The organism is Bacillus sp. FSL R5-0654 (genome assembly GCF_038008745.1).
GTDB lineage: Bacteria > Bacillota > Bacilli > Bacillales > Bacillaceae > Bacillus > Bacillus safensis.
This window is the reverse complement of sequence record NZ_JBBOZV010000001.1, coordinates 533,587-555,805: the sequence shown is the minus strand read 5'-3', so window position 1 is coordinate 555,805 and position 22,219 is coordinate 533,587. Positions and strand designations below refer to the sequence as shown.

The window sequence follows — 22,219 nt, the reverse complement described above, 5'->3', positions numbered from 1 at the left end:
CACCTCGAAATTCTTGTTTCCTAAAGTTTTATATACCCGCATGTTCACTTTCTAAACCTTTCTTTTGAGAACAAGTAAAGTAAAGTCATCGTGCAGCTGAAAATCCTGCAGTTTGAGTAAGCTGGCGTAGATGGCATCCACCATTTCTTGAGCTGAGTAGGATAGGTGCTCAGATATGAGTGTTTTGATGTCCTCCCGCTCTAAGAAACCATCCTCTGACTTGGATTCTGTGACCCCATCAGAGAATAAGATCACCATGTCTCCTGCGTCCAAATGCTTCTCGTACTGTCTGTAGTCAAAGTCTGGTGCGATCCCAAGGACAAGCCCTTTTGCATCTAAATCGTAAAATGTGTTCTCTTTTTTGCAATAGAAAAAGCCCGGCTCATGACCAGCCGATGCGTATTTAAACTCATGCGTTTCTTTATTATAGCTGCCATAGAACATCGTGATAAACATACTTGGGTCTACGTTTTGCTCGACTACACGATTCAGGGTTTTCAGCACCTTTGTTGGGCCGCTCCCTGACTCTGGCAAGGAATCCATCGCATATTTAATCATCGACATACAGAGCGCAGCCGGGATTCCCTTTCCAATGACATCTGCGATCGCGATATTGATTGTATCGTGATCCGTCACAAAGTGGTAATAATCTCCACTCATCTGTTTTGCCGGTACACTAATCGCACCAATATCAAAGGTATCTCCTTCTGGAATTTTCGTTTCCAGAAGGGTTTGCTGAACATTTGCAGCAATTTCGATTTCAGATTTTATTTCTTGCTGGATGCCTCTGAGTGTTAAATGTTCTTGGTAGGCAAGTCCGTACCCAATCATGACTTCAATTAAGAAGTCTAGTGAATGAAAAACATCTTCCGGCAAATCAGGGTAAAGCTCCTGAATCACTTTTCGGTGAACACTCACTATTTCTTCAGGAGGTATTTGATGCTCAATGGTTTTACGGCTAAATTTTTGAGCTTGATAAAGCGATGTTTCAGTTAAATCACTGATATAACGACTGAGCAGCTGATGGTACCGCTGCTCCATTACCTCCTTAAAATCCATGGTTTCCCTCCTAGCGAAGCCACTTAACAGCTTGTATCTCCGTTCCTTGTTCTGGTGCAGAATCTAATTTAAATTCATCCATCAGTCGTCTGACGCCCGGAAGACCTGCTCCGAGCCCGCCTGATGTTGAAAATCCGTCTTCCATTACTTTACGTATATCCATGATACCTGGCCCCTCATCGGCTGCGATGACTTTGAGTCCACGCTTTCCGCGCTCCATCACTTCATCTATACAAATCTGACCTTTACCAGCGTATAAATAGATGTTTCGAGCTAATTCTGAAATGGCCGTCGTAATTCTTGCTTGGTCAACTGTTCCAAATCCAAGTTCTTTTGCAACATTGCGCCCCAATTGTCTTGCTGCGACTATGTCCCATTCCGTCAATATTCTTACACAGGATTGGTCTTTCATATCTATTCCCCCAATTCCCGCTTCAGTGTCTCAAGCCCTTGTTCAAGATCTAGTGCTGTCTGAATTTCTTCAAGCGATATTCCAAGTTCAATCAGCGTCACAGCGACTGCCGGCTGTATTCCTGTTAATACAACTTTTGCCCCCATGAGCTTGGACATCGTGATCACATCACCTAATACCTTTGCAATAAAGGAATCAATCATGTCAACGGATGTGAGGTCAATGACAACACCGTTTGCTCCTGTTTCATGAATTTTATTCAGCAAGTCTTCTTGAAAGTGGAGAGCTGTTTGGTCATCAAGCTCCCACTGTATCGAAATCAGAAGACAGTTATATAGTTTTAAGATTGGAATCTTCGGGTGATTTCTCACTGGGTTATCCCTCCAATGAAACAATTTTTCGATTTGTCATTTCCAAAGCAGTTTGAATTCCTTTTTGAAGGGTATTCTTTGTTGTAACTTGAGATAAATCAATTCCAAGGTTCACAATGGTTTGGGCTATTTCTGGACGAATACCGACAAGCAAGCACTTCGCACCTACTAATCTCACAGCCTCTGATGCTTGAATGATATGATGCGCCACCATTGTGTCAACGACAGGTACACCCGTAATATCAATTAAGACGACTTGTGAGCGATGTTTGACGACACCGTTGAGCAGATTCTCCATAATTTTTTTGGCACGTTCTGTGTCAATTGTTCCAACAAGCGGCATGACGGTAATGTGCTCAAATACTGGGATCAGCGGGGCAGAAAGTTCCTGCAGCGCGATTTTTTGAAGGTTGACTGTTTTCTCCCATGAGATGGAATACTGGTTTAAGATCTCGTTATGAATAGGTGTGATGAATCGATCAATTTGCCAGATGAGGTCATGACTTTCTTCTGTTGTATCTTTGTCATCGTTCATTTTTTGATATAAATGTGAACGGATTTCTGTTAGACCATTTGCCAGTAACTTAAGTGATATACCCATTTGAACAATTTTTAAAGCAAAAGTTTGTACTTTTTCTTCAAAATCTTCAGCATACCCTTCTGAAAGAGATGTAATGATTAATTGAACATATTCCGAACAGATGGTTTCATACATATTGTCGTTCAGCATCATGTCCGTTTCTTTTTCTCCGAGTCGTCTAAAAATGTCCGTCCACTCTTTTTGTAATTCCTCTCGATGCTCTCTTGCAAAAGCTAACACGATATGATTCGACATGTTTTACCCCCTACGTACATAAACAGCACTTCTTTTAGTCTTTCTTCATTATAACGTTAATAAAAATTGAACACAAAAAAAAGTTGCTCCCAAGAGAGCAACCAAATCTCACCATATTAAAAATCAATAAGAGCCAAACTAACTTGTAAGGCTTCATCAACCTTCTCCATCATCTCATCATCAAGATGTGTGATTTTATCTGTCAATCTTTGTTTATCGATTGTACGAATCTGCTCCAAGAGAATGACAGAATCTCGCTCAAAGCCGTAGCGCTTTGCATCAATTTCGACGTGAGTCGGTAATTTCGCTTTTTGTATTTGGGCTGTTATGGCTGCAACGATAGCAGTCGGGCTGAAGCGATTTCCAATGTCATTTTGAATCACCAATACTGGGCGAACCCCGCCCTGCTCGGAGCCAACAACAGGAGATAAATCAGCAAAGTAAACATCACCGCGTTTAACAATCAAATGTTTAACCCCCGCTGACTAATCGCTCAACTGTATTCTCAGCCTCAAATTCTGCGTATTGTGCCTCTGAAGAGATATTCAGATTAATTTTCGCCATCTCCATGTAGCCGCGTCTCATCGATTCACGATTTTGTCGAATATTACGTTCACGAATATACGTTTTTGTCGCTCGGTAGATCAATTCATTTCTTGTTACCTTATCCTGCTCTGCTACTCGTTCGATTTCAGACATCAAAGCCTCCGGTAGTCGAATCTTCATTTCGTTTGTTGCGCTGGATTCAGACAAAAAACATACACCTCCACAAAACTTACGGATACCGTTTCGATCCATTCCAAGACTAATCATACCATTATTCAATGCGCAAGCAAAGCTGTTTTTTCATGATTTCTTATTAGAACATGAAGCGGCTGTTCACCCGTAAATCAAAGATGATAATGGAGTTCCTCTTTCACATTATACGCTTTTTTCCGAAAATCATACGGTATTTCCAAAATCTCTAAAAAAGGGAGAATGTTTACCCCTTCTTTGTAGAATAAAAAGGAACGATGTCAGTTTGACGATCGTTCCTGTGAAAGCTGCTTAGAAAAAGCTTGGCCCGCCTTGAAGCAGCGGATTCCGCACATGTACCCTTTTGCCGTCCTCTATATATACTCTTGGGACGCGGTGTCCAATGGAGCATGTGACTTCATAGTTAATGGTTTCAAGCCTTTTTGCAATTTCATCGACTGATACCATTTCTTCACCTTGTCCACCAATCAAAACGACTGGCTCCCCTATTGGAAGGTTCTCTTTCAGTTCAACCATGAATTGATCCATACATACCCTTCCGGCAATCTTCCGGCGCTTTCCGCCAACAAGTACTTCCGTGCCTGCCAGCTTCCGGATCCACCCGTCTGCATAGCCGACTGGTACCGTACCGATCCATGTATCTTGATTAGCTGTATACGTCGCCCCATAGCTGACACTCTCACCCTTTTGAATGAGCTTCACATGGGCAAGCTTTGTATGAAGAGACATGGCTTCTTCCAGCTTGAAAGGAAGTTCATCTTTGATTTCCTCTGATGGTGACAGCCCGTACATACTGATGCCGAAGCGAACCATATTAAACAACACTTCTTTAAACCTTAAACCCGCTGCACTATTGGCACAATGAACGAGCAGCTTTTCCGTATGAAGCGGCTGAAGCAGGGTTTGAAAGGTGTCGACCTGCCGATCAAAATAGTTCTCATCCTTTTCATCCGCGGTCGCAAAGTGAGTAAATACACCTTCCAGCTGTAAATAAGCATGCTCGCTGACAAGCTTCTTTACTTCGCTGACTTGCTCCAACGTTTTCACACCTAAACGGTTCATTCCGCTGTCTATTTTCAAATGAAAACGAATGGGTTGTCCCATCTGCCCCATATGGGTGACTTCCCTCAGCCACTCTATGGAGTAAGCGGTCATGATCACATTGTATCGAACAGCGGTTTTGACATACTCCGGCGGTACTGCGCCGAGTACAAGAATCGGTGCTTTAATGCCTTGATTTCTTAAAGAAATGGCCTCATCTAAAAAGGCGACAGCTAACAAGTCTGCTCCTGCTTTGAGTGCAGCTCTTGCCACTTCTATATCTCCATGTCCATATGCATTGGCTTTCACAACAGCCATCAATTGAACATTTTGACCGATATGATCTTTCATATGTGAAACATTGTGCTTGATTGCGGTTAAATTAATTTCTGCCCATGTGTCTCTATAAAAGGCATTTGTGTCCATCAGTCACACTTCCCTATTGAATGATTCAATCCCTTCATATGATACTAAAAATCAAGAATAATGTGAAACAAATCAAAGAAAATCAGCCCTTGCACAGGGCTGATGCTTCATTTATCAAGGCTTTCCGCCTGAGAATCTCATTTATTTAGCTGACTGGCCTTCTACACTCTTTGCGACCATCAAAAGCTCTTCTTTCGATAGATCACTTGAGGAAATTAAGTAGTCAACTCCGTCAGATGTCCATGAGAGGGATTGATCTGTCAGAACCCCTACTGTCATACCAAGATCGACCGGCTCGCCGTTCATCGTGACAGGCGTAGATGCTTCAGCTACTCGCGCTTTTTCCTGAATGAGTGTGAAGGATTTCTTGCCGCCGTACGTAATTACATAACGCTTCCCAGCATCTGTCGTCATTTCTTTCTCTTCCATCTTCTTCACGCCTTCTGGCATATCAACTGGTGTTTTCACCGCAAAGCTGTCAGATGGGTCTGCACTTGTGGCAACATCCATTTGAGAGAGTGTCATGTTTTTCTTCTCATCAAATGCATCTTTGTCAAAGGATTTATTGAATTCAAAGTGAGAGAATTCCACTTTCACCATTGGCTTTTTGTCGCTATCCAGCACTTTCACACTGGCAGGCGCCATTGTTTTCTTATGAAAGGTAATCTCTTGGGTAGGCAGCATTTGGTTGTGCTGATAATTGGTCTTCGTTTCGAACACATACTTTGACTCTTTCGCTTTGAACTGAGCTGCGCTGTCATTTTTAATATCCTTCACAAGTGATTCGAATAAATAGACCTGACTGCTATTATTCGGCCAATCACTATGGAAACGGAAGCTCTTGTTCAATGAAGGTGTCAGCACAAACACACCATTGCCATTTCTTAAAATGACTTGACTCTGATCCTTTTTCGGATTTTCTAAATAGACACGGTAAAGCTCCGGCTTTTTGTACCAAATTTCTACCTGGTACTCCTGCGGGTCATTTCCTGTCTCAATGGTCATTTTTGCTTTGGCTTTGTATGATGTCATTTCCTCTGCCTTTTTGTTTAAATCTCCAACGATATCTTGCTGAGATTTTTGACCGCATGCGGAGAGAATCAGTACAAAAAGGATTCCCGTTACAAGCAAAACAAAGCTTTTTCTCACCCTTTTCAACCCCTTCGTTAATTGTGTTAAAAGGAAGAAACCGCTTGTTTGACTTTAACAGTACGCCTCAAGAGTTAACTGCGTACCGCGAACCATCAAAGCCTGTTAGCAACTCGCCCTTCCTTATCGCACTACCCAATATATGAAGGGGGGACAAACAATATGCAGACTAGCTTGACAACCTTTCAATTAAAACTTGTGCAGCAGCATATTCCTTTGTATGGGTAATGGACACATGAACCTGATCTCCCTCTGCTTTCTTGCTTTTGATGAAGGGTTTTCCCTTATCGTCTTTTTGAATGTCTATGTCATGAAAGCTTAAATGCTGACCGATTCCTGTTCCGTATGCTTTAGCGAAAGCTTCCTTTGCCGCAAAGCGCCCTGCCAAAAATTCCAGCTGTCTTTTTTCACTCAGTGTACGAAAGACGTCCTGTTCACTTAAAGTCAAAATGCGTTCCGGTAAACGAGGCTGTCTGCTGAGCACTCGCGAAAGACGGTCGATCTCTACAATATCAATGCCTATTCCTTTAATCATGAGGTACCTCCTATGATACTCGTACTAATTTAAGTGTTCGCTTCATAAACGTGTTACTATAAACTTACCATTATCTAGTCAAAAGGGGTTTGTTATGTTTATTCGAACGGAGAGCTTTCAACAATTTATTAGATCGTATCCAATCGTAACAGCGATCCTTGCTTTACAAATTGGCCTGTGGCTTATATTTGCGGTTCCTATCCCTCTTATACAGCTTGGACAGGATCATCTCGTCGGTTTCAATTATGGTGTAGCGGCTGGGGAATGGTGGCGGCTCGTTACACCTATTTTTCTTCACGGAAGTCTCACGCATATTTTATTTAATTCCATGTCCCTTTTCTTATTCGCCCCAGCGCTTGAACATTTGCTTGGGAAGGTTCGATTTCTGATCATTTATCTTGGTGCAGGATTCATTGGCAATCTCGGAACCTATTGGGTGGAGCCTTTAGAGTATGTACATGTTGGCGCTTCTGGTGCGATCTTCGGTTTGTTTGGGGTTTATCTATACCTTGTCCTGTTTAAACCGCACATGATGGACCGCGGGAATTCACAAGTGATTTTAACGATTCTTGCTGTTTCTGTCATCATGACGTTCGTCAATTCAAACATCAATATCATGGCTCACTTATTTGGATTGATCGGCGGTATGCTTCTAGCACCGATTACGCTGCTTTTCCATTCGAAAAAAAGACGCTATTAATCTCATAAAAAATGTCGATCCTCCTTAAGCTGGAGCTGATCGACATTTTTCGTTTAAGACGATTGATTTTTTTCATATGAATACCAATCAAATACACGTGCCGCATCTTCTTCCTCAAGGTGATGCACACCAAAGGAATCAAGCAGCGCAGAGGATTTCACAAAGGTGTGAATACTTGCGACCCGGCCTTTCTTTTGGAAAAAAGATTGCGTCATCGTATAGTTTTGCATTCGTTTTCTAAGGACAATGCCAGTGGTCTTGCCAATGCCTCTTGATGTCATTTGAATCAATGAATCTTTGATTGTATATCCTGATTGTTTATAAGCTAAGTAGCCGAAGAATAGAGCAAGCGGTAACGGAATGAGTCCCAAATACCCCCATGGCGGAAAGCGTACCGACAGGATGACACCTGCAAGTAACGGCACAAAGCCATATGAGATCAGGTAGCGTTTGAGTGAACGCTTTGGCACCTTTTTCAGCTCTGTTTCTGGTGCTACATGATAATGATCGGTGAATTGTGACAGCAATTCATTTATTTTTTTCTTCCGAATGAGCGGAAATAAGACGGAAGAGGTTTCTTTCTCTGTAATCGAACCTCCTGCACTAACAAGCATCACTGTCGCAAAGCCAAAAGGCTCACGGATAATATTCTCTTTGATTTTCACTGCTTGAATTCTCGCAAGTGGAATGGTCATTTGATGTCTCTCGATGAGCCCTCTTGTAATGATGATGTCATTCCCTTTTCGTTTTGCAGCAAAATTCGCATACTGAAGTGCTGTTACCCCAACACTCAAGATCCAAGCGATCAATACGGCAAGAAATATCAAAATCGCATAGATTTCAATGCTCGCATGGCTTAAAAAAGAGAACTGCTTGAAGAACCCGTCCAAAGGGAGAATTTCATCTATTTGCGTGTAGATGGCGAGACACCCTGAGATAATGACACCGATACCGCTTGAAGTGGTCGCAGCCAAAAGCAATTCTGGCACACCCATACGATAGGAGACATTGATTTCTTCCTGCATAGGTTTTTGCGCAGTCAAATGGCCATTCAGATCACCTGCTTCATCCGTCATTTCTTCTTCCTGCAAGCTTTTCTTCCGGTTGAAAATCGACTGCTTTAATTGTTCCGCTTCTGCTTTTGTAATCGCGGTCAGGCTCACTTCTGGACCATCCGTTCCGCCTGCCGTTTCGATTTGAACCCGCACTAAACCGAAAATCCGCTGGAAAATGCCTTCACTTGTATTAACCGTTTGAATTCGTTCTAACGAAATATATTTTTTCTTTTTCGTAATCACACCCGATTCCACACGAAATTCATCGTCTTCCATCCGGTAAGTGAATCGTCTCCATTCTAAAATGGTAAAAACGGCTTTCCACAAAAGAAGCACACCAAGAATGATAAATGCATAAAAGCGAATGCTCGAATTCGAGTTCACAAAAATCAACACGAAAAAAGGGATAATGAAGTTTTTGATCATGGATACAGCATCTGATATAAAATCAATGAACATCGAAATGGGATGTACACGTTTTGGTTCAGACATCATCTTCCGTCACCCTTGCTAAACGAGATATGTAATCACGAAGCTCATCTGCCTCTTCTAATTCTAGCGCCGGTATATCATGAACTGTGGCAGCAGTCGAAATTTGAACAGAGGCCAAACGGTAGCGCCTTAAAAGCGGCCCTTGCGATGTATCAACATGCTGAACACGAACCATTGGCACAATGACACGTGTGACGCGAATGAGTCCATGCTGTATTTCAATTTCATTTTCGAATACTTCGTAGCGCCAGATGTGGTGGCGGATTTTTGGTATGAGCCAAATGCCAAAAATGACCTGTAAGACCCATAAACCAGAAAGGATCGCTCCAATCCAATATGGCCATTGAAAATAGTAGCTGGCAACAAATACCCCAATGATGATGAGTAAGAAAATCAATGAGATAATTCCATTTTGAAGACGCCATACCTTTAAACCATTTAAACTAATTTGACGTTGCGGCTGTTTTCTCACATTCTTCCCCCATTCTCTTACTTTTCTATCAATATATTACGTAACAAAGCCTAAAAAGTTTCAATTTTAAAAAAAGCGAACCCTGCAAAGGATTCGCTCTTGTATGTTAGTTGTTATAAGATTTCTTTTGACGACGATCGTTAGAAGAACGATTGCGGTCATTTGAAGAACGCTTTTTATCACCATAAGATGAACGGCTGTTCTTGCCTTTTCCACGGTAGCCTCCGCCACCGCCGCCGTCTCTGCGTTTAGAAGAGCTGCGGTTGTTACGATGACGTTTAGAAATCATCGGTGCTTCATCTGTTAAACGAACAGGCGTTGCATCCGGCTCTTTTGTCATCATTTTGATCGCAGCTGCAACCACTGTTACAGAATCATGATCTTCCAACAATTCAGCAGCAGCTGTCATGTAGAAGTTCAAGTTGTTTTCACTGATGATTGTGCGTAGACGGTCAACTGTTACTTGCTGTTGTCCTTCAATCGCCTCATCTAGTGTAGGTTCTTTCATACGATCCATTTTACGTTTAGTCGTTTGCTCAATCGCACGAAGCATATCTTTTTCACGTGGTGTGATGAATGTCATCGCCATACCTGTACGTCCAGCACGTCCTGTACGTCCAATACGGTGCACGTAGCTTTCTGGATCTTGCGGTACGTCAAAGTTATACACGTGTGTTACGCCTGAGATATCAAGTCCACGTGCTGCAACGTCTGTTGCGACAAGCACATCGATTGAACCCTCTTTGAATTTACGAAGCGCAACCATACGTTTTGCTTGAGTCAGGTCACCATGAATTCCTTCAGCTGTATAACCTCTAAGGTTAAGTGCTTCAGTCAATTCGTCAACACGGCGTTTCGTACGGCCGAAGACAATTGAAAGCTCAGGTGATTGAATGTCAAGAAGACGAGTCAATGTATCAAACTTTTTACGTTCGTGAATATCCAAATAGAACTGTTGGATGTTAGATACAGTCATTTCTTTCGCTTTTACTTTTACGTGTTCTGGGTTTGTCATGAAACGCTCTGCAATGCGCTTAATTGGTGCAGGCATTGTCGCAGAGAATAAAAGTGTTTGGTGTTCACTTGGTACATTTGAAAGGATCGCTTCAATGTCTTCGATGAAACCCATGTTTAGCATTTCGTCTGCTTCATCTAGCACAACTGTTTCAACGTTTTGAAGACGCATTGTACGACGGTTAATGTGATCGAGTAAACGTCCTGGAGTCCCTACGATGATATGAGGATTTTTCTTGAGCGAACGGATTTGACGGCCGATATCTTGTCCACCGTAAATAGGAAGTACGCGTGCACGCTTGTCTTGGCCGATTTTATATAGCTCTTCAGATACTTGAATCGCTAATTCTCTTGTTGGCGCAATGATAATCGCTTGGATATTTGGAGACGCTGGGTCGATTTTTTCAACCAGAGGAATACCAAATGCTGCAGTTTTTCCTGTTCCTGTTTGTGCTTGTCCGATGACATCTTTATTTTGAAGACCGAGAGGAATCGTTTCTGCTTGAATCGGTGTTGCTTCTTCAAATCCCATGCGGTTAATAGCCTTCATGAGACTTTCGCTTAATTGAAAATCTTGAAACGTTATAGTCAATTTATTCAAACTCCTTCTAATTGCTGTTTCAGTAATCTCGTGAATGATCATTAAAAACTGCCCTTTTCTGAAAGGACAGGTCCATTATATACAAAGCCCGAATTACCCTACCTTATATCTTACCATTACACTATTTGTTTTTCAACAAGACAGAAATGGATATATCTACTGTTCTACAATGACAGATTCACCTTCACTTTGATCTCCGTCCATCCATTTCCACTTTTCAAACAGTTGAATTTTTCCGTTATCCAGCTGCTTTGGAGTGGAATTGCAAGTCCCGCTTCTCATACTGCCGTCCTTGCTTACATGGTGGTATCTAAAATGAAGTGTTCCATCCTCATTCACAGTTCCTACAAGTACGCCAGATATAATACTGCCGCCTTGATATGTGCCCGTTAATATATTCCCGTCCTGACGATATTGAAATATGGTTCCTGCTGATACTTCTCCGTTACTCGAATTAGACTGCGGGATAAAGGTTTTTCCGTCATATTGAAACAACCGAATCAACCACCTTTTCTTTCCTATTGTACCATATGCCTGTCACTCATTCGACAAAAATGATGCAAATTTTAACAAGTGGGATTCAATTTATATTAGTTTAGCCACAATTTAGCTTTTCTATATATTAAATTGCTTTTTTTAGAAAATGTTCTACTTTCTCAAACAATTGCTGGGCACATGGCTCATGACAAACATGATGTTTACAATCGGGCAAATAAAACATTTCTTTCTGGCGAGACGGGACTTTATGATAAATAAATTCTGCACTTGAAGCAGGTACAATTCCGTCGCTTTCACCTTGAACAATTAACACAGGCAGATGAAGCTTCTCAAGCGAATTCTTCGTTTGCTTGACCAGCTTCATAAATTCTATCGCGGCTGACAGCGGCGTGCTTGTGAGCTTATGGCGATATCGATCATATAAAGGGTTTGTATCAATGATCCCTGACAGGGACTCCTTCACCATCTGCCTTGTATCTTGCATCATTTGTTTTGGGTTCACATATTTAGCCGAAGCACTTAATAGGACGAGACGGGCAACTGGGTACTTCGCTGCTAAGTAAGAAGCAATCATTCCGCCCATAGAAAAGCCGATCAAATACACGGTGTCACAAGTTCGATAAAGGGATAGAAGTTCGAGTTCAGCTGTCGCTATCCATTCTTGATAAAGAATGCCTTTTAACTGAAGCTCATCCCCATGCCCCGGAAGCGTGACAGACTGCACTTCCCAATCTGCCGTCTGTTTTAAATATTGCGCCAGCGGTTCTACTTCATAAGGGGCACCCGTAAAACCGTGGATACATAAACAGCCAATCATTCTGTCACCTTCTCACTTTTGTAGTGCAGTAATGACTTCTTCCAATTTCATACCGCGTGAGGCTTTGACAAGCACAACATCGTCAGGCCCTGCCACTTCAGCTAGTTTTTTCTTCAGGTCCTCTTTGTCCATAAAGGAGAATACGTGCTCAGCCCCGAATGATTTTTTCGCTCCTTCAGCAATGAATGCACCTAGTCGGCCATACGTCATGACATGATCAATAAATTCCGGCTTGATGTAACGGCCAAGTTCATAATGATACGTTTCTTCTTCGCTGCCCATTTCGAGCATATCTCCAAGTACAAGAATACGATTGGCGAAGCCGTCCATATCTCCCACAAGATCAATGGCTGCTTTCATAGAAGTAGGACTTGCATTATACGCATCATTAATGACAGTGATTCCTTTATCTGTTTTAAACAGCTCAAGACGCATCCCCGTCAACTTCGTTTGCATCAGTCCCTGGGCTATTTGTCTTTCATTCAGCCCAAAATGCTGGCCTATAGCAATAGCAGCAAGTGCATTCTTCACATTATGTTTCCCTAATACAGGAATGAGAAAACCTTGGGTATACCCTTCGACCTGAAATTCTGTTCCTTCTGCAAGCTGGTTGATGTGCGTTACCTTAATATCACAGTCCTCTGCTTCTCCAAAGGTTTTTACACGCTGAGAAAGTGAACTTGCTCTTTCGCGAAGCAAGGGCTCATCACCTAAGTAATAAAAGATGCCGTCTTCTTTTAACCCTTTTACGATCTCACATTTTGCATCAGCAATGGCTTCTCTTGATCCTAAATCTTGCATATGTGATTCCCCGATATTTGTGATGACTGCTGCATCCGGCTCAGCGAGGTCTGATAAAAATTCGATTTCGCCTTTTGCACTCATGCCCATCTCCAAAACCGCAATATCTGTTCCTTCAGGCATTGCCAGAATGGTAAGCGGAAGCCCGATATGATTATTAAAGTTACCGTCTGTTTTATGAACTTGATACGCTGTCTGCAAGACGGAATGAATCATGTCTTTCGTTGTGGTTTTCCCATTACTTCCTGTAATACCGACAACACGAGGGTTTTCTTCTTTTAAGTATGATTTCGCCAGCTGTTGAAGCGCAGCTAGTGTATCCTCTACAAGAATTACTGGAACGCCTTCTGGCGGATTGGCTTCTTTTTGATTCCAAAGAACAGCTGAGGCTCCAAGCTCCACTGCTTTTGAAGCAAATGTGTGACCGTTAAAATGTTCTCCGATAAGCGGGATAAACAGGGCGCCGTTTGATACTTTTCGTGTATCTGTTGTCACTCCGTGAATCTGTTCTTCGCCAAAAGCTTGATTAGATAGGGTTCCACCAGCCATTTGGGCGATTTGTTTCACTGTACGTTTGATCATGATTTTTCGCCTCTCTTTCTCATTTCACGTTTGAAGGAAAAGAGACACTACCTAAGGATAGTGTCTGCTTGCTGCTCACATTAAAAAGTTGTTTTAATGGTTTGTTTTTCTCGATGGCGTTCAATTGCAAGTGACACCAGCTTTTCAATTAACTCTGGATACTCTACACCAGTGTGCTTCCAAAGTAATGGGAACATACTAAATGGTGTGAATCCAGGCATTGTATTCACTTCATTGATCAACACTTCACCTTTTTCTGTAAGGAAGAAGTCTGCACGTACGAGACCAGATCCATCGAGGGCTTTAAATGCCTTAATTGCCATGTCATGAATCGTCTTATATTCATCCTCTGACACACTCGCCGGAATGATCAAATCTGTATCGCCATCTTCATATTTTGCTTTGTAATCATAAAAATCTGTTTTAGGTGCAATCTCACCAACGACAGAGCATTTCGGCTCATCATTGCCTAATACACCAATCTCGATTTCTCTTCCAACGACGCCTTCTTCTACGACCACACGACGATCATATTGGAAAGCGAGGTCAAATGCAGTCTGCAGTTCTTCTTTGCTGCGGCATTTGCTAATTCCAACACTTGATCCCATGTTGGCAGGTTTCACAAAGCATGGATAGCCCAGTACTTTTTCAACCTGTTCTAAGCTGTCTGGTGTCGCTTTTTCGTAGTCTTTTTTATTGAAAGAAAGGTGCTTTGCTTGTGCAAGTCCTGCTTGTGCAAAAACATCTTTCATCATGACTTTATCCATACCCGCGGCAGACGCGAGAACGCCGTTGCCGACATACGGGATATTTAACAGTTCAAGTAATCCTTGCATTGTGCCATCTTCTCCATTTGGTCCGTGCAACAACGGGAAGACAACATCAATTTTCTCATCAGCCGATGCAGGCTGTGGAAACATGCTTTCATTTAAAGAAGTTGGTAAAAACGTCTTTGCGGTCTGTTCAAATTGAAGCATTTTGACGTTTGATACTGGTTCAGTGAGTTTTTCTCCTCTTAACCATTCACCCTCTTCTGTAATATAAATTGGATGTATATCGAACTTCTCAGTGTTAAGTGCTTTTGTAACTGCAAGAGCTGTTTGCAGTGATACATTATGTTCGGCTGACTTTCCGCCGTAAATCAATCCTAAACTTATTTTCAATGGATACTCCCCCCACTAAAATTCATCTTTACTATCTTATCACTTTCAAGCAAAAATGCTCTAATTAATTTTTGTTGTTACGTAATTGAAATGATTTGTAAAGGTTGTAAGCGCCTCCCGAGCATTTGTATGTCATTCGACTTTATTTTATATTAAAATGACATTGAAAAGGAGTTGTGACAAATTGAAAAAAATCACAAGTACTGAACAATTCAATGAAATTATTCAATCAGACAAAGAAGTCATCGTTAAATTCTTTGCAACATGGTGTCCTGACTGTACAAGAATGGACATGTTCATTCCAGACATCCTAGAAGCTTATGCTCACCATGAATGGTTTGAAATAAATAAAGATGATTTCCCAGAATTAGCTGAAACGTATCAGGTAATGGGCATTCCAAGCCTGTTAATTTTCAAAAATGGTGAAAAAACAGGTCATTTACACAGTGCAAATGCAAAATCGCCTGAAGAAGTGACAGAATTTCTTCAAGAGCACGTTTCTTAATTGATGAAACGAAGGACATCAGCAAACTCTTGCTGATGTCTTTTTTCTTTTTAAATCTCTTCATAAGACGAGCTGCACAGCCAAAACGTTTCAAATTGATGTCTCACTTACGACAAGTCATGACAAAATTATTTCCTGGGAAAGAATGCAGCGTCGAACCAGCTTGGAATATGTCGGTTACGTGAATTTTCTGAATTGAATCTTTACTTCTGACATTTGTCTTTGTATAATGGAATTGCTAATTGAAAATGATTATCAATTTCATCTATGTGAAATCCTATAGACGTCCATTCTTATTAAGGAGCGATGAGTCACATGTCTAAGAAGAAAATTAAAACCTACCAGCAATTGATTGAAGAGAACAAAAAGGCCATCATGCGCGATCCTCAAATGATGGAAAGTATATACGAAACCATCGACAAAAAACACCAGAAGCAGCTTGCAGCTGCTGGGCGTGAATCATAAGCACAAGAGGAGCAGTCATCGCTGGCTGCTCTTTTGTCTGCTTCAATAAAATAAAAAAAGCCGATAAAATCTGTTATTCGATTTTATCGACTTTTGTTTTAATTTGCTTTCGCTACACGGTCCTGCTTCATTCCTAAATAAATGAGCATATATGTGAGATAACCCATTGTCATCGTTAAACCACCGAAGAAAAATTGAGAAAAGACTGGTTCCTCAAATGTCGTGACGGCAGCAAGAACGATCCAGCTCGCATATAAATAGACCATGAACCATTTCATGTTTCTTTTAAGTGTATACAGAAAGAAAAGACCCGCTAACGAAAAGATCCCCAGCGCTAGTCTGAAATAAACAAGGTGATCAAACTGGAAGGCAAAAGACACAAACGAAAACGACAGCAGCAACAAAATTGGTAAAGCCGTAATGAAATTTTTCACGATAGTGCCACCTCCATGACTCCTTCTTATTATAAGACAAAATCAGCCGGTTATCGTGAAATACAGACTCGTTTTCACAAAGATGTCACGAATTTTTCTTGTTATTTGACACATTTTTTACACATTTACATCACGTTTCCAAAAAAGAATCCAAGCCGATCCAATAAAGAAAACAAAATGCGCCCCTACTATAAATAGAGAAAACAAAATGCTCATCCCATGAAAAGGCGGCGGTCCTTGAAAGCTGTACTGAGTAAAGTCCGTATTCGCGAAAAGGAGGATTTTCCCCCACTGATTTTCTAAGAGAGACATGATCGGTACAAGTGATTTCGCCGCATATAAAACAAAAAACGAGGTCACAAGGGCAACAAGACTGTTTCTAAACAAACTGGAACACATAAAAGCAAAGCTTGCCATCATGATCACTTCCACCCACTGAGATCCAATGGCGGCAAACGTATGCTGAAATAATTGCCCCGTTCTTTCATCAAAATCAGTACCGAAGAAAATAAGACCAAATATAAAAGCCAAAACATAATAAAAAACAAACAAATAAATGACTGTCAGCACAAGTGTGATGTATTTTGACAGAAAAATGTGCAGTCTTGTTTTTGGCCGGATCAATAGAAACTTGATCGTCCTTTTCTGAAACTCTGTTGAGATCAAGGTCGCGCCAATAACAACAGCAAGTACCTGCAAAATAAACACGACGTTCGTGGAATAAGCAAAATAGTTCGCGACTGTGTCTTGTCCACCAAAGCTTGATATGACTCGTTTCAAGGTTAGAGCCATGGCCAGTTGAAATACAACGATCAATAAAAGAGCAATGAATGTGATCTTTTTCTTCATGATTTTCTTATGCTCATTCTTGATGAGGTTAAGCATCTGTCGTCCCGCCTTCCGTCCATTTCATAAATGCCTCTTCAATTGACTGCTTTTGAGGCATCATTTCAAGTACATCAAACCCCGCCAGCACAAGCTGTTTGTTCAGCTCTGGCACACGTTCTTTGTTCAGTTGAAGCAGTACACGCGCTCCATTTCGTTCATATGTATAGTCGTGTGCGTCAAGCCATGAGACCGCCTTTTCTACTGGCTGAATATTCATCAGCACCTGCTCTTTCCCCTCCATATCCCGGAGATGAGTACTAGCTTTGATCTGTCCCTTTTGAATGATAATCATGCGGTCACATAGCTCTTCTACCTCATGCAATAAATGCGTCGCAAATAACACCGAGGTTCCTTCTTCCTTTACAAGCATTTGTAAGTGCTCCCGGAATTCCTTCATTCCTGCGGGGTCCAGTCCATTTGTCGGTTCGTCTAAAATGAGCAGGTTTGGCCGATGCAAAATAGCTTGTGCAATCCCAAGCCTTTGTTTCATCCCTAGTGAATACGTCTTGACCTTTTGATGAATGGCATCCTCAAGACGAACTCTTTCCACCACTTCCTGAATGCGTTCCTCCGTCACGCCATCGTGCATCGCTGCATACATTTCAAGGTTTTCAAAGCCTGTTAAATACGAATAAAATTCTGGGTTTTCTATGATCGCACCAACAGATGACATCGCTTTAAGAAAATCCTCATCTTGTGAATATCCATTGATCATGATGTTGCCATTATTTTTTTTCATCAAGCCAACGATCAATCGAATCAAAGTTGTTTTTCCAGACCCATTGGGTCCAAGTAATCCAACAATTTCTCCTTGCCCAATGTCTATAGAAATATCCTGCAAGATCATTTTCCGGCCAATTAGTTTATCGACTTTCTCTACTTTTAAAACAGCAGACTGCAAAGTGGTTCCTCCTTCTGATGTAAACCTATGGCGGCATGTATGGCCGCTCATTCTGTTAAAAGTATATCACGCAAGACAAATCAATCCATGAAAAAAAGGACTGACCCAGCCAGCCCTTCTTGCTTATTACAGTGATAAGTTAGGTGTCGGCGCTTCTTTCTCGTGTTTCTTTTCGGTTTCAGAAACAATCACCGCACATGCTGCGTCACCTGTAATATTAACTACGGTTCTTGCCATATCTAATAAGCGGTCTATGCCAAGGATCAGCGCTATTCCCTCAACAGGAAGATTCACGGAATTTAACACCATGGCCAGCATGATGAGCCCTACCCCTGGGACACCTGCTGTACCGACACTTGCTAAAACAGCTGTTAAGACAACCGTCAGCATTTGAACAAGCGTCAGTTCAACCCCATACACTTGAGCGATAAAAATGGTCGCAACACCTTGCATAATGGCTGTGCCATCCATATTAATGGTTGCACCCAGCGGCTGCACAAAGCTTGAAATCGGCTCTGGCACCTTTAAACGCTTTTGCGCTGTTTCCATTGATACCGGCAGTACTGCGTTACTGCTTGATGTACTAAACGCAACAACCATCGCTGGTGAAAATCCTTTAAAGAATGCCATTGGATTCCGTTTAGCTAAGATAGCAATGGTTGATCCATATGTCAGGAAGAAATGCAGGATAAGCGCAATTAACACGACCGAGAAGTAAAGTCCCATCGCTTTCATGGCATCCAGTCCCTGACTGCCGATCGCGGTTGCAATCAAACCGAATGTCCCGTACGGTGCAAATTTCATTACAACACCGACAAGATACATCATTAATTCATTTCCTTGTTCAAACAGCTTCAGCAAGCCTTCCGTTTTTTTACCAAGCATGGCTATGCCAAGACCTAAAAATACGCAGAAGACGATAATTTGAAGCATGTTTCCTTCAACTAACGATTGGACTGGATTGGTTGGAATAATGTTGAGTAGTGTTTCTGCCATTGATGGGGCTTCCTCTGCGGAATAATCAGCCGCTTTTGTATCAAAATTACCGAAGGCTCCGGGTTTAATCAATAAGGCTAATGAAATGCCAATGATAATGGCGAAAGTCGTAGTGAGCAGGAAATAAGTAATGGTTTTTACGCCGATTCTGCCTAGCTTCTTCGGATCACCAAGGCCTGCTACACCGAGCGTGATCGAAAAGAATACAATGGGTACAACCAGCATTTTAATCAGGTTTAAGAAGATTTGACCTAGAGGTGTAAATAAATAAGGGTCTAACACTTTGAATACATTTGGAGCAAAAAGGTTAAGCAGCAATCCTGTGATTGCACCTACAAACAAGGCAATAATAATTTTTGTCGCCAGCTTCAATAAAATCTCCCCTTCCTCGTCAAAAAGACCCACGAGAGAGTTTTCTCGTGGGCCTGCGTGTCCATACGTGTACCACTGTCTACTCTCTTCACGCTGATGAGGTTAGCTGACGGGTTAGGACGAAGAGATGTCCTTTTTTCTCAGATAAGAAAAATTCACCCCAAAAACATGGGTCCCCCATTCCTTTAGAAGGATTAAGCGTGTGGATATATGATATTTTCATACCATTTATACCTTATTTTTAGAAAATTGTAAACAGGTTCATATGAACTTTTTAATTACTTTCTTCCCTATTTGTCACTTCAAGAATATCTAAAATAAACACAAAGATTGGGATACCGATAATAAGTCCCCAAATGCCAATATAGTGTTCAGAGAAGATCAGCACAATAAACGTGAAGAAAATAGGGAGTTCTGTTTTAGCTGACATGAGCTTCGGATTCAAGAAGTATGCTTCAATAGCATGGATAATCACAATCACCAGCACAATATACAGGACATACATTCCGCCTCCGAGTGTATACGCAATGATGCTGAGTGGAATAAGAGAGATAACCACACCCGCTACTGGGATTAAGCCTAGCAAAAAGACCATGACCGCTAATCCAAATAACTGCGGGAAGCCCATAATGCCTAGCGCAATGGTCGTTAGCACACAGTTAACGGTTGCAATAATAAACTGTGCTTCAAGTACTTTTCCAAACGTTCGGGAAAATTTACGTCCAAAGAAGGCAATTTCATGATAGAACACGGAGATTTTACTCGTTTTGAACTTGTTCATGAATTGAATGAGGCGTTCTTTTTCGAACAGGAAGAACATGCTTAATATTAAGGACATAATGACCTGGATACTGAACGTGCTGAAATCGGTTATGTATGTATAGAGGAAATTAAACCCTTTCTCAAAGAAAGCTGATATTTTGAAATCTCCGAATACGTTCGTGATGACGTCAAAGAAGGGTAAATCTTGTGGGTGATCTGCAATTTTCTTTCCTAAACGGAATAGCTGCTCTACCTGTTTGGCGATGATTGGTACAAAAACGAATCCGCCAAATGTTAATCCACCAGCCAGAAGAATATACAAAATGGTAATGACCGATTTCTGTCCTATTTTCAGGAAGCGATTTAAAAAGCCTCTAATGACCTCTTCCAACCGATTCATCAAAAAGGTGAAAATGAAGGTCAAAAGAATTAAATTCATCATTCCTCTTAATAGATATAATGCTGTGGCTAATACTACAAATACTGAAAACCGCTTAACACCAGGTTTTTCGAACAATTTTAAAAATGCCGTCATTACGTTACACACCTGCCAGGACTAAAGTCTATTTTTCATCGTATCTGATATACATTATATCGGATCTTTCTGTAAATTATATAATAAAAGGTCAAAGAGGTCTTACGATTTGTATTAATTTTATTGGTTTTTCTTTTTTACACAAAAAAACCGAACCCATGTAGAACATAAGGTTTCGGTTTTTGGTTGTTTTTATACTAAACAGCCTGCTTCATATTCCGCATTTCCTGAAGTGCTGTTTTGCTCTTCGCTTCGTCAAATTCACCTTCACTCTTCGCGACAACAATTGTTGCGATTCCATTTCCAATGAGGTTTGTAATCGCTCTTCCTTCACTCATGAAGCGGTCAACCCCAAGCAGCAGTGCTAGACCCTCTAACGGAATGACCTGTAGTGCCGCAAGAGTAGATGCAAGCACGATAAATCCGCTTCCTGTCACCCCAGCTGCTCCCTTTGATGTAAGCATCAGCACAAGGATAATAGTGATCTGCTGACCGATCGACAGGTCTACACCAAACACTTGCGCCAAGAAGACGACGGCCATTGATAAATAGATGGAAGTTCCATCTAGGTTAAAGGAATAACCTGTTGGAATGACAAGACCGACAACAGACTTAGAGCACCCGTAGCGTTCCATTTTATCCATCATTCTTGGCAGCACGGATTCTGAAGAACTTGTGCCAAGTACAATTAAAATTTCATCTTTGATAAACCGCAGATAACCGAGCAGGCTGAAGCCATACATTTTACAAATGATGTTCAGTACAACGAAAATGAACAAGAACATGGTCATATAAACGGAGAGCATCAGACTCGCCAGCGGTTTAATCGATGCCAAACCAAAGTGTCCGATCGTATAAGCCATCGCGCCAAATGCACCAAGAGGCGCAGCACGCATGATATAACCAATGATTTTAAAGAAAACAAGTGACAGCTTATCAAGCCATTCGATGATGCCTTTCCCCTTCTCGCCAAGAGCAGCGAGCGCGACACCGAATAGAATAGAGAAGAATAAGACCTGTAAAATATCACCCTTTGCGAAAGCATCAACCATGTTAGATGGCACGATGTGTGTAACAAATTCCATCCAGTCTATACCCTGTCCGCCATTTTGGGTATACTGTGAAACGTCCCCTTTTTCAAGCTTGCTATAGTCAAGACCTGCACCTGGCTTCATGATATTCACCACAAAAAGACCGATGACTAGAGCAAGTGTCGTGACAACTTCAAAATAAATAAATGCTTTTCCCCCAACTTTCCCAACCTTTTTCATATCACCCATCTTGGCAATACCAAGAACAATGGTTAAGAAAATAATTGGTGCAATGACCATTTTAACGGCATTGATAAAGGTATCACCAAGCGGCTTCATTTCTTTTCCAACGTTTGGCCAAACCATCCCGACAATGATCCCGATAATGACAGCTGCAATTACCTGAAATGTCAGGTTCTTCAAAATCCTTTTCATAAAAAATCAACTCCCTCACCCTTTGATGTAAACGCTTAACTATTATCTGTAGATAAATGATAGCGATTTCATCAAAGGCTGTGAAGCTTATGGACATATCGTACATTTTGGTCTTT

The 22,219-nt window shown here is 41.5% G+C and carries 25 protein-coding genes and 1 riboswitch; of the genes, 3 read left to right on the top strand and 22 right to left on the bottom strand.

Going from position 1 to position 22,219, the window contains the following annotated elements; translation table 11 throughout:
* Window positions 1–51 precede the first annotated feature (51 nt).
* The 9 genes from NSS76_RS02665 to acpS all read right to left on the bottom strand — a co-directional run bounded on the left by NSS76_RS02665 (window position 52) and on the right by acpS (window position 6,584).
* Window positions 52–1,059: a PP2C family protein-serine/threonine phosphatase gene (locus NSS76_RS02665; protein WP_024425391.1), complete on the bottom strand. Its 1,008-nt coding sequence runs from the start codon at window positions 1,057–1,059 to the stop codon at window positions 52–54.
* A 10-nt stretch (window positions 1,060–1,069) separates the two neighbouring features.
* Window positions 1,070–1,471 carry an anti-sigma regulatory factor gene (locus tag NSS76_RS02660; RefSeq protein ID WP_024425390.1) on the bottom strand — a complete coding sequence of 134 codons (402 nt, stop codon included), beginning with the start codon at window positions 1,469–1,471 and terminating at the stop codon, window positions 1,070–1,072.
* A 2-nt stretch (window positions 1,472–1,473) separates the two neighbouring features.
* Complete coding sequence (rsbS, locus tag NSS76_RS02655) at window positions 1,474–1,842, bottom strand: RsbT antagonist protein RsbS (RefSeq protein WP_003214235.1); 369 nt, start codon at window positions 1,840–1,842, stop codon at window positions 1,474–1,476.
* A gap of 4 nt (window positions 1,843–1,846) precedes the next feature.
* Window positions 1,847–2,677: an RsbT co-antagonist protein RsbRA gene (locus tag NSS76_RS02650; RefSeq protein WP_098677664.1), complete on the bottom strand. Its 831-nt coding sequence runs from the start codon at window positions 2,675–2,677 to the stop codon at window positions 1,847–1,849.
* Window positions 2,678–2,793: 116 nt separating this feature from the next.
* On the bottom strand, window positions 2,794–3,144 hold the full coding sequence (gene ndoA / locus NSS76_RS02645) for a type II toxin-antitoxin system endoribonuclease NdoA (protein ID WP_024425388.1): 351 nt from the start codon (window positions 3,142–3,144) through the stop codon (window positions 2,794–2,796).
* A gap of 4 nt (window positions 3,145–3,148) precedes the next feature.
* The gene (locus tag NSS76_RS02640; RefSeq protein ID WP_003214273.1) at window positions 3,149–3,430 is read right to left on the bottom strand and encodes a hypothetical protein; all 282 of its coding nucleotides are present in this window, start codon (window positions 3,428–3,430) and stop codon (window positions 3,149–3,151) included.
* A 294-nt stretch (window positions 3,431–3,724) separates the two neighbouring features.
* The gene (gene alr / locus NSS76_RS02635) at window positions 3,725–4,900 is read right to left on the bottom strand and encodes an alanine racemase (protein ID WP_103132680.1); all 1,176 of its coding nucleotides are present in this window, start codon (window positions 4,898–4,900) and stop codon (window positions 3,725–3,727) included.
* A gap of 141 nt (window positions 4,901–5,041) precedes the next feature.
* The gene (locus NSS76_RS02630; protein WP_087975235.1) at window positions 5,042–6,058 is read right to left on the bottom strand and encodes an outer membrane lipoprotein-sorting protein; all 1,017 of its coding nucleotides are present in this window, start codon (window positions 6,056–6,058) and stop codon (window positions 5,042–5,044) included.
* A 160-nt stretch (window positions 6,059–6,218) separates the two neighbouring features.
* On the bottom strand, window positions 6,219–6,584 hold the full coding sequence (gene acpS, locus NSS76_RS02625) for a holo-ACP synthase (protein ID WP_041089202.1): 366 nt from the start codon (window positions 6,582–6,584) through the stop codon (window positions 6,219–6,221).
* Between the two features lie 94 nt (window positions 6,585–6,678).
* On the opposite strand from acpS, the gene NSS76_RS02620 reads away from it, so the two are divergent.
* Window positions 6,679–7,284: a rhomboid family intramembrane serine protease gene (locus NSS76_RS02620; protein ID WP_103132679.1), complete on the top strand. Its 606-nt coding sequence runs from the start codon at window positions 6,679–6,681 to the stop codon at window positions 7,282–7,284.
* A gap of 53 nt (window positions 7,285–7,337) precedes the next feature.
* Here the strand turns inward: NSS76_RS02620 and NSS76_RS02615 are convergent, their stop codons facing one another.
* From NSS76_RS02615 to NSS76_RS02585, 7 genes are all read right to left on the bottom strand, one after another.
* Window positions 7,338–8,834 carry a PH domain-containing protein gene (locus NSS76_RS02615; RefSeq protein WP_034622599.1) on the bottom strand — a complete coding sequence of 499 codons (1,497 nt, stop codon included), beginning with the start codon at window positions 8,832–8,834 and terminating at the stop codon, window positions 7,338–7,340.
* The gene (locus NSS76_RS02610; RefSeq protein WP_024425383.1) at window positions 8,824–9,303 is read right to left on the bottom strand and encodes a PH domain-containing protein; all 480 of its coding nucleotides are present in this window, start codon (window positions 9,301–9,303) and stop codon (window positions 8,824–8,826) included. The genes NSS76_RS02615 and NSS76_RS02610 overlap by 11 nt, the downstream gene beginning before the upstream one ends.
* A gap of 106 nt (window positions 9,304–9,409) precedes the next feature.
* Complete coding sequence (gene cshA / locus NSS76_RS02605; RefSeq protein WP_024427371.1) at window positions 9,410–10,909, bottom strand: degradosome RNA helicase CshA; 1,500 nt, start codon at window positions 10,907–10,909, stop codon at window positions 9,410–9,412.
* A gap of 165 nt (window positions 10,910–11,074) precedes the next feature.
* On the bottom strand, window positions 11,075–11,413 hold the full coding sequence (locus NSS76_RS02600) for a glutamate synthase (RefSeq protein ID WP_046313963.1): 339 nt from the start codon (window positions 11,411–11,413) through the stop codon (window positions 11,075–11,077).
* A 127-nt stretch (window positions 11,414–11,540) separates the two neighbouring features.
* Window positions 11,541–12,233, bottom strand: coding sequence for an alpha/beta hydrolase (locus NSS76_RS02595; protein WP_122631448.1), 693 nt, complete (start codon window positions 12,231–12,233; stop codon window positions 11,541–11,543).
* A 12-nt stretch (window positions 12,234–12,245) separates the two neighbouring features.
* Window positions 12,246–13,616, bottom strand: coding sequence for a UDP-N-acetylmuramoyl-tripeptide--D-alanyl-D-alanine ligase (locus NSS76_RS02590; protein WP_341080583.1), 1,371 nt, complete (start codon window positions 13,614–13,616; stop codon window positions 12,246–12,248).
* 80 nt (window positions 13,617–13,696) lie between these two features.
* Window positions 13,697–14,779 carry a D-alanine--D-alanine ligase gene (locus NSS76_RS02585; RefSeq protein WP_024425379.1) on the bottom strand — a complete coding sequence of 361 codons (1,083 nt, stop codon included), beginning with the start codon at window positions 14,777–14,779 and terminating at the stop codon, window positions 13,697–13,699.
* Between the two features lie 184 nt (window positions 14,780–14,963).
* On the opposite strand from NSS76_RS02585, the gene NSS76_RS02580 reads away from it, so the two are divergent.
* The gene (locus tag NSS76_RS02580; protein WP_012008983.1) at window positions 14,964–15,284 is read left to right on the top strand and encodes a thioredoxin family protein; all 321 of its coding nucleotides are present in this window, start codon (window positions 14,964–14,966) and stop codon (window positions 15,282–15,284) included.
* Window positions 15,285–15,599: 315 nt separating this feature from the next.
* Window positions 15,600–15,749 carry a Fur-regulated basic protein FbpB gene (gene fbpB, locus NSS76_RS02575; RefSeq protein ID WP_065215285.1) on the top strand — a complete coding sequence of 50 codons (150 nt, stop codon included), beginning with the start codon at window positions 15,600–15,602 and terminating at the stop codon, window positions 15,747–15,749.
* Between the two features lie 98 nt (window positions 15,750–15,847).
* Here fbpB and NSS76_RS02570 read toward each other — a convergent pair whose 3' ends face one another.
* The 6 genes from NSS76_RS02570 to dctP form a co-directional block, all read right to left on the bottom strand.
* Window positions 15,848–16,183, bottom strand: coding sequence for a hypothetical protein (locus NSS76_RS02570; protein WP_024427366.1), 336 nt, complete (start codon window positions 16,181–16,183; stop codon window positions 15,848–15,850).
* 117 nt (window positions 16,184–16,300) lie between these two features.
* Window positions 16,301–17,068 carry an ABC transporter permease gene (locus tag NSS76_RS02565; protein WP_341080582.1) on the bottom strand — a complete coding sequence of 256 codons (768 nt, stop codon included), beginning with the start codon at window positions 17,066–17,068 and terminating at the stop codon, window positions 16,301–16,303.
* Window positions 17,061–17,972, bottom strand: a complete 912-nt coding sequence (locus NSS76_RS02560; protein WP_024427364.1) for an ABC transporter ATP-binding protein — start codon at window positions 17,970–17,972, stop codon at window positions 17,061–17,063. The genes NSS76_RS02565 and NSS76_RS02560 overlap by 8 nt, the downstream gene beginning before the upstream one ends.
* Before the next feature lie 126 nt (window positions 17,973–18,098).
* Window positions 18,099–19,340: a dicarboxylate/amino acid:cation symporter gene (locus NSS76_RS02555; RefSeq protein ID WP_166644710.1), complete on the bottom strand. Its 1,242-nt coding sequence runs from the start codon at window positions 19,338–19,340 to the stop codon at window positions 18,099–18,101.
* A 77-nt stretch (window positions 19,341–19,417) separates the two neighbouring features.
* Window positions 19,418–19,551, bottom strand: a riboswitch (cyclic di-AMP (ydaO/yuaA leader).
* Between the two features lie 63 nt (window positions 19,552–19,614).
* Window positions 19,615–20,637, bottom strand: a complete 1,023-nt coding sequence (locus tag NSS76_RS02550; protein WP_041107476.1) for an AI-2E family transporter — start codon at window positions 20,635–20,637, stop codon at window positions 19,615–19,617.
* A gap of 197 nt (window positions 20,638–20,834) precedes the next feature.
* Complete coding sequence (dctP, locus tag NSS76_RS02545; RefSeq protein WP_133744976.1) at window positions 20,835–22,103, bottom strand: C4-dicarboxylate transporter DctP; 1,269 nt, start codon at window positions 22,101–22,103, stop codon at window positions 20,835–20,837.
* Window positions 22,104–22,219: the final 116 nt, after the last annotated feature.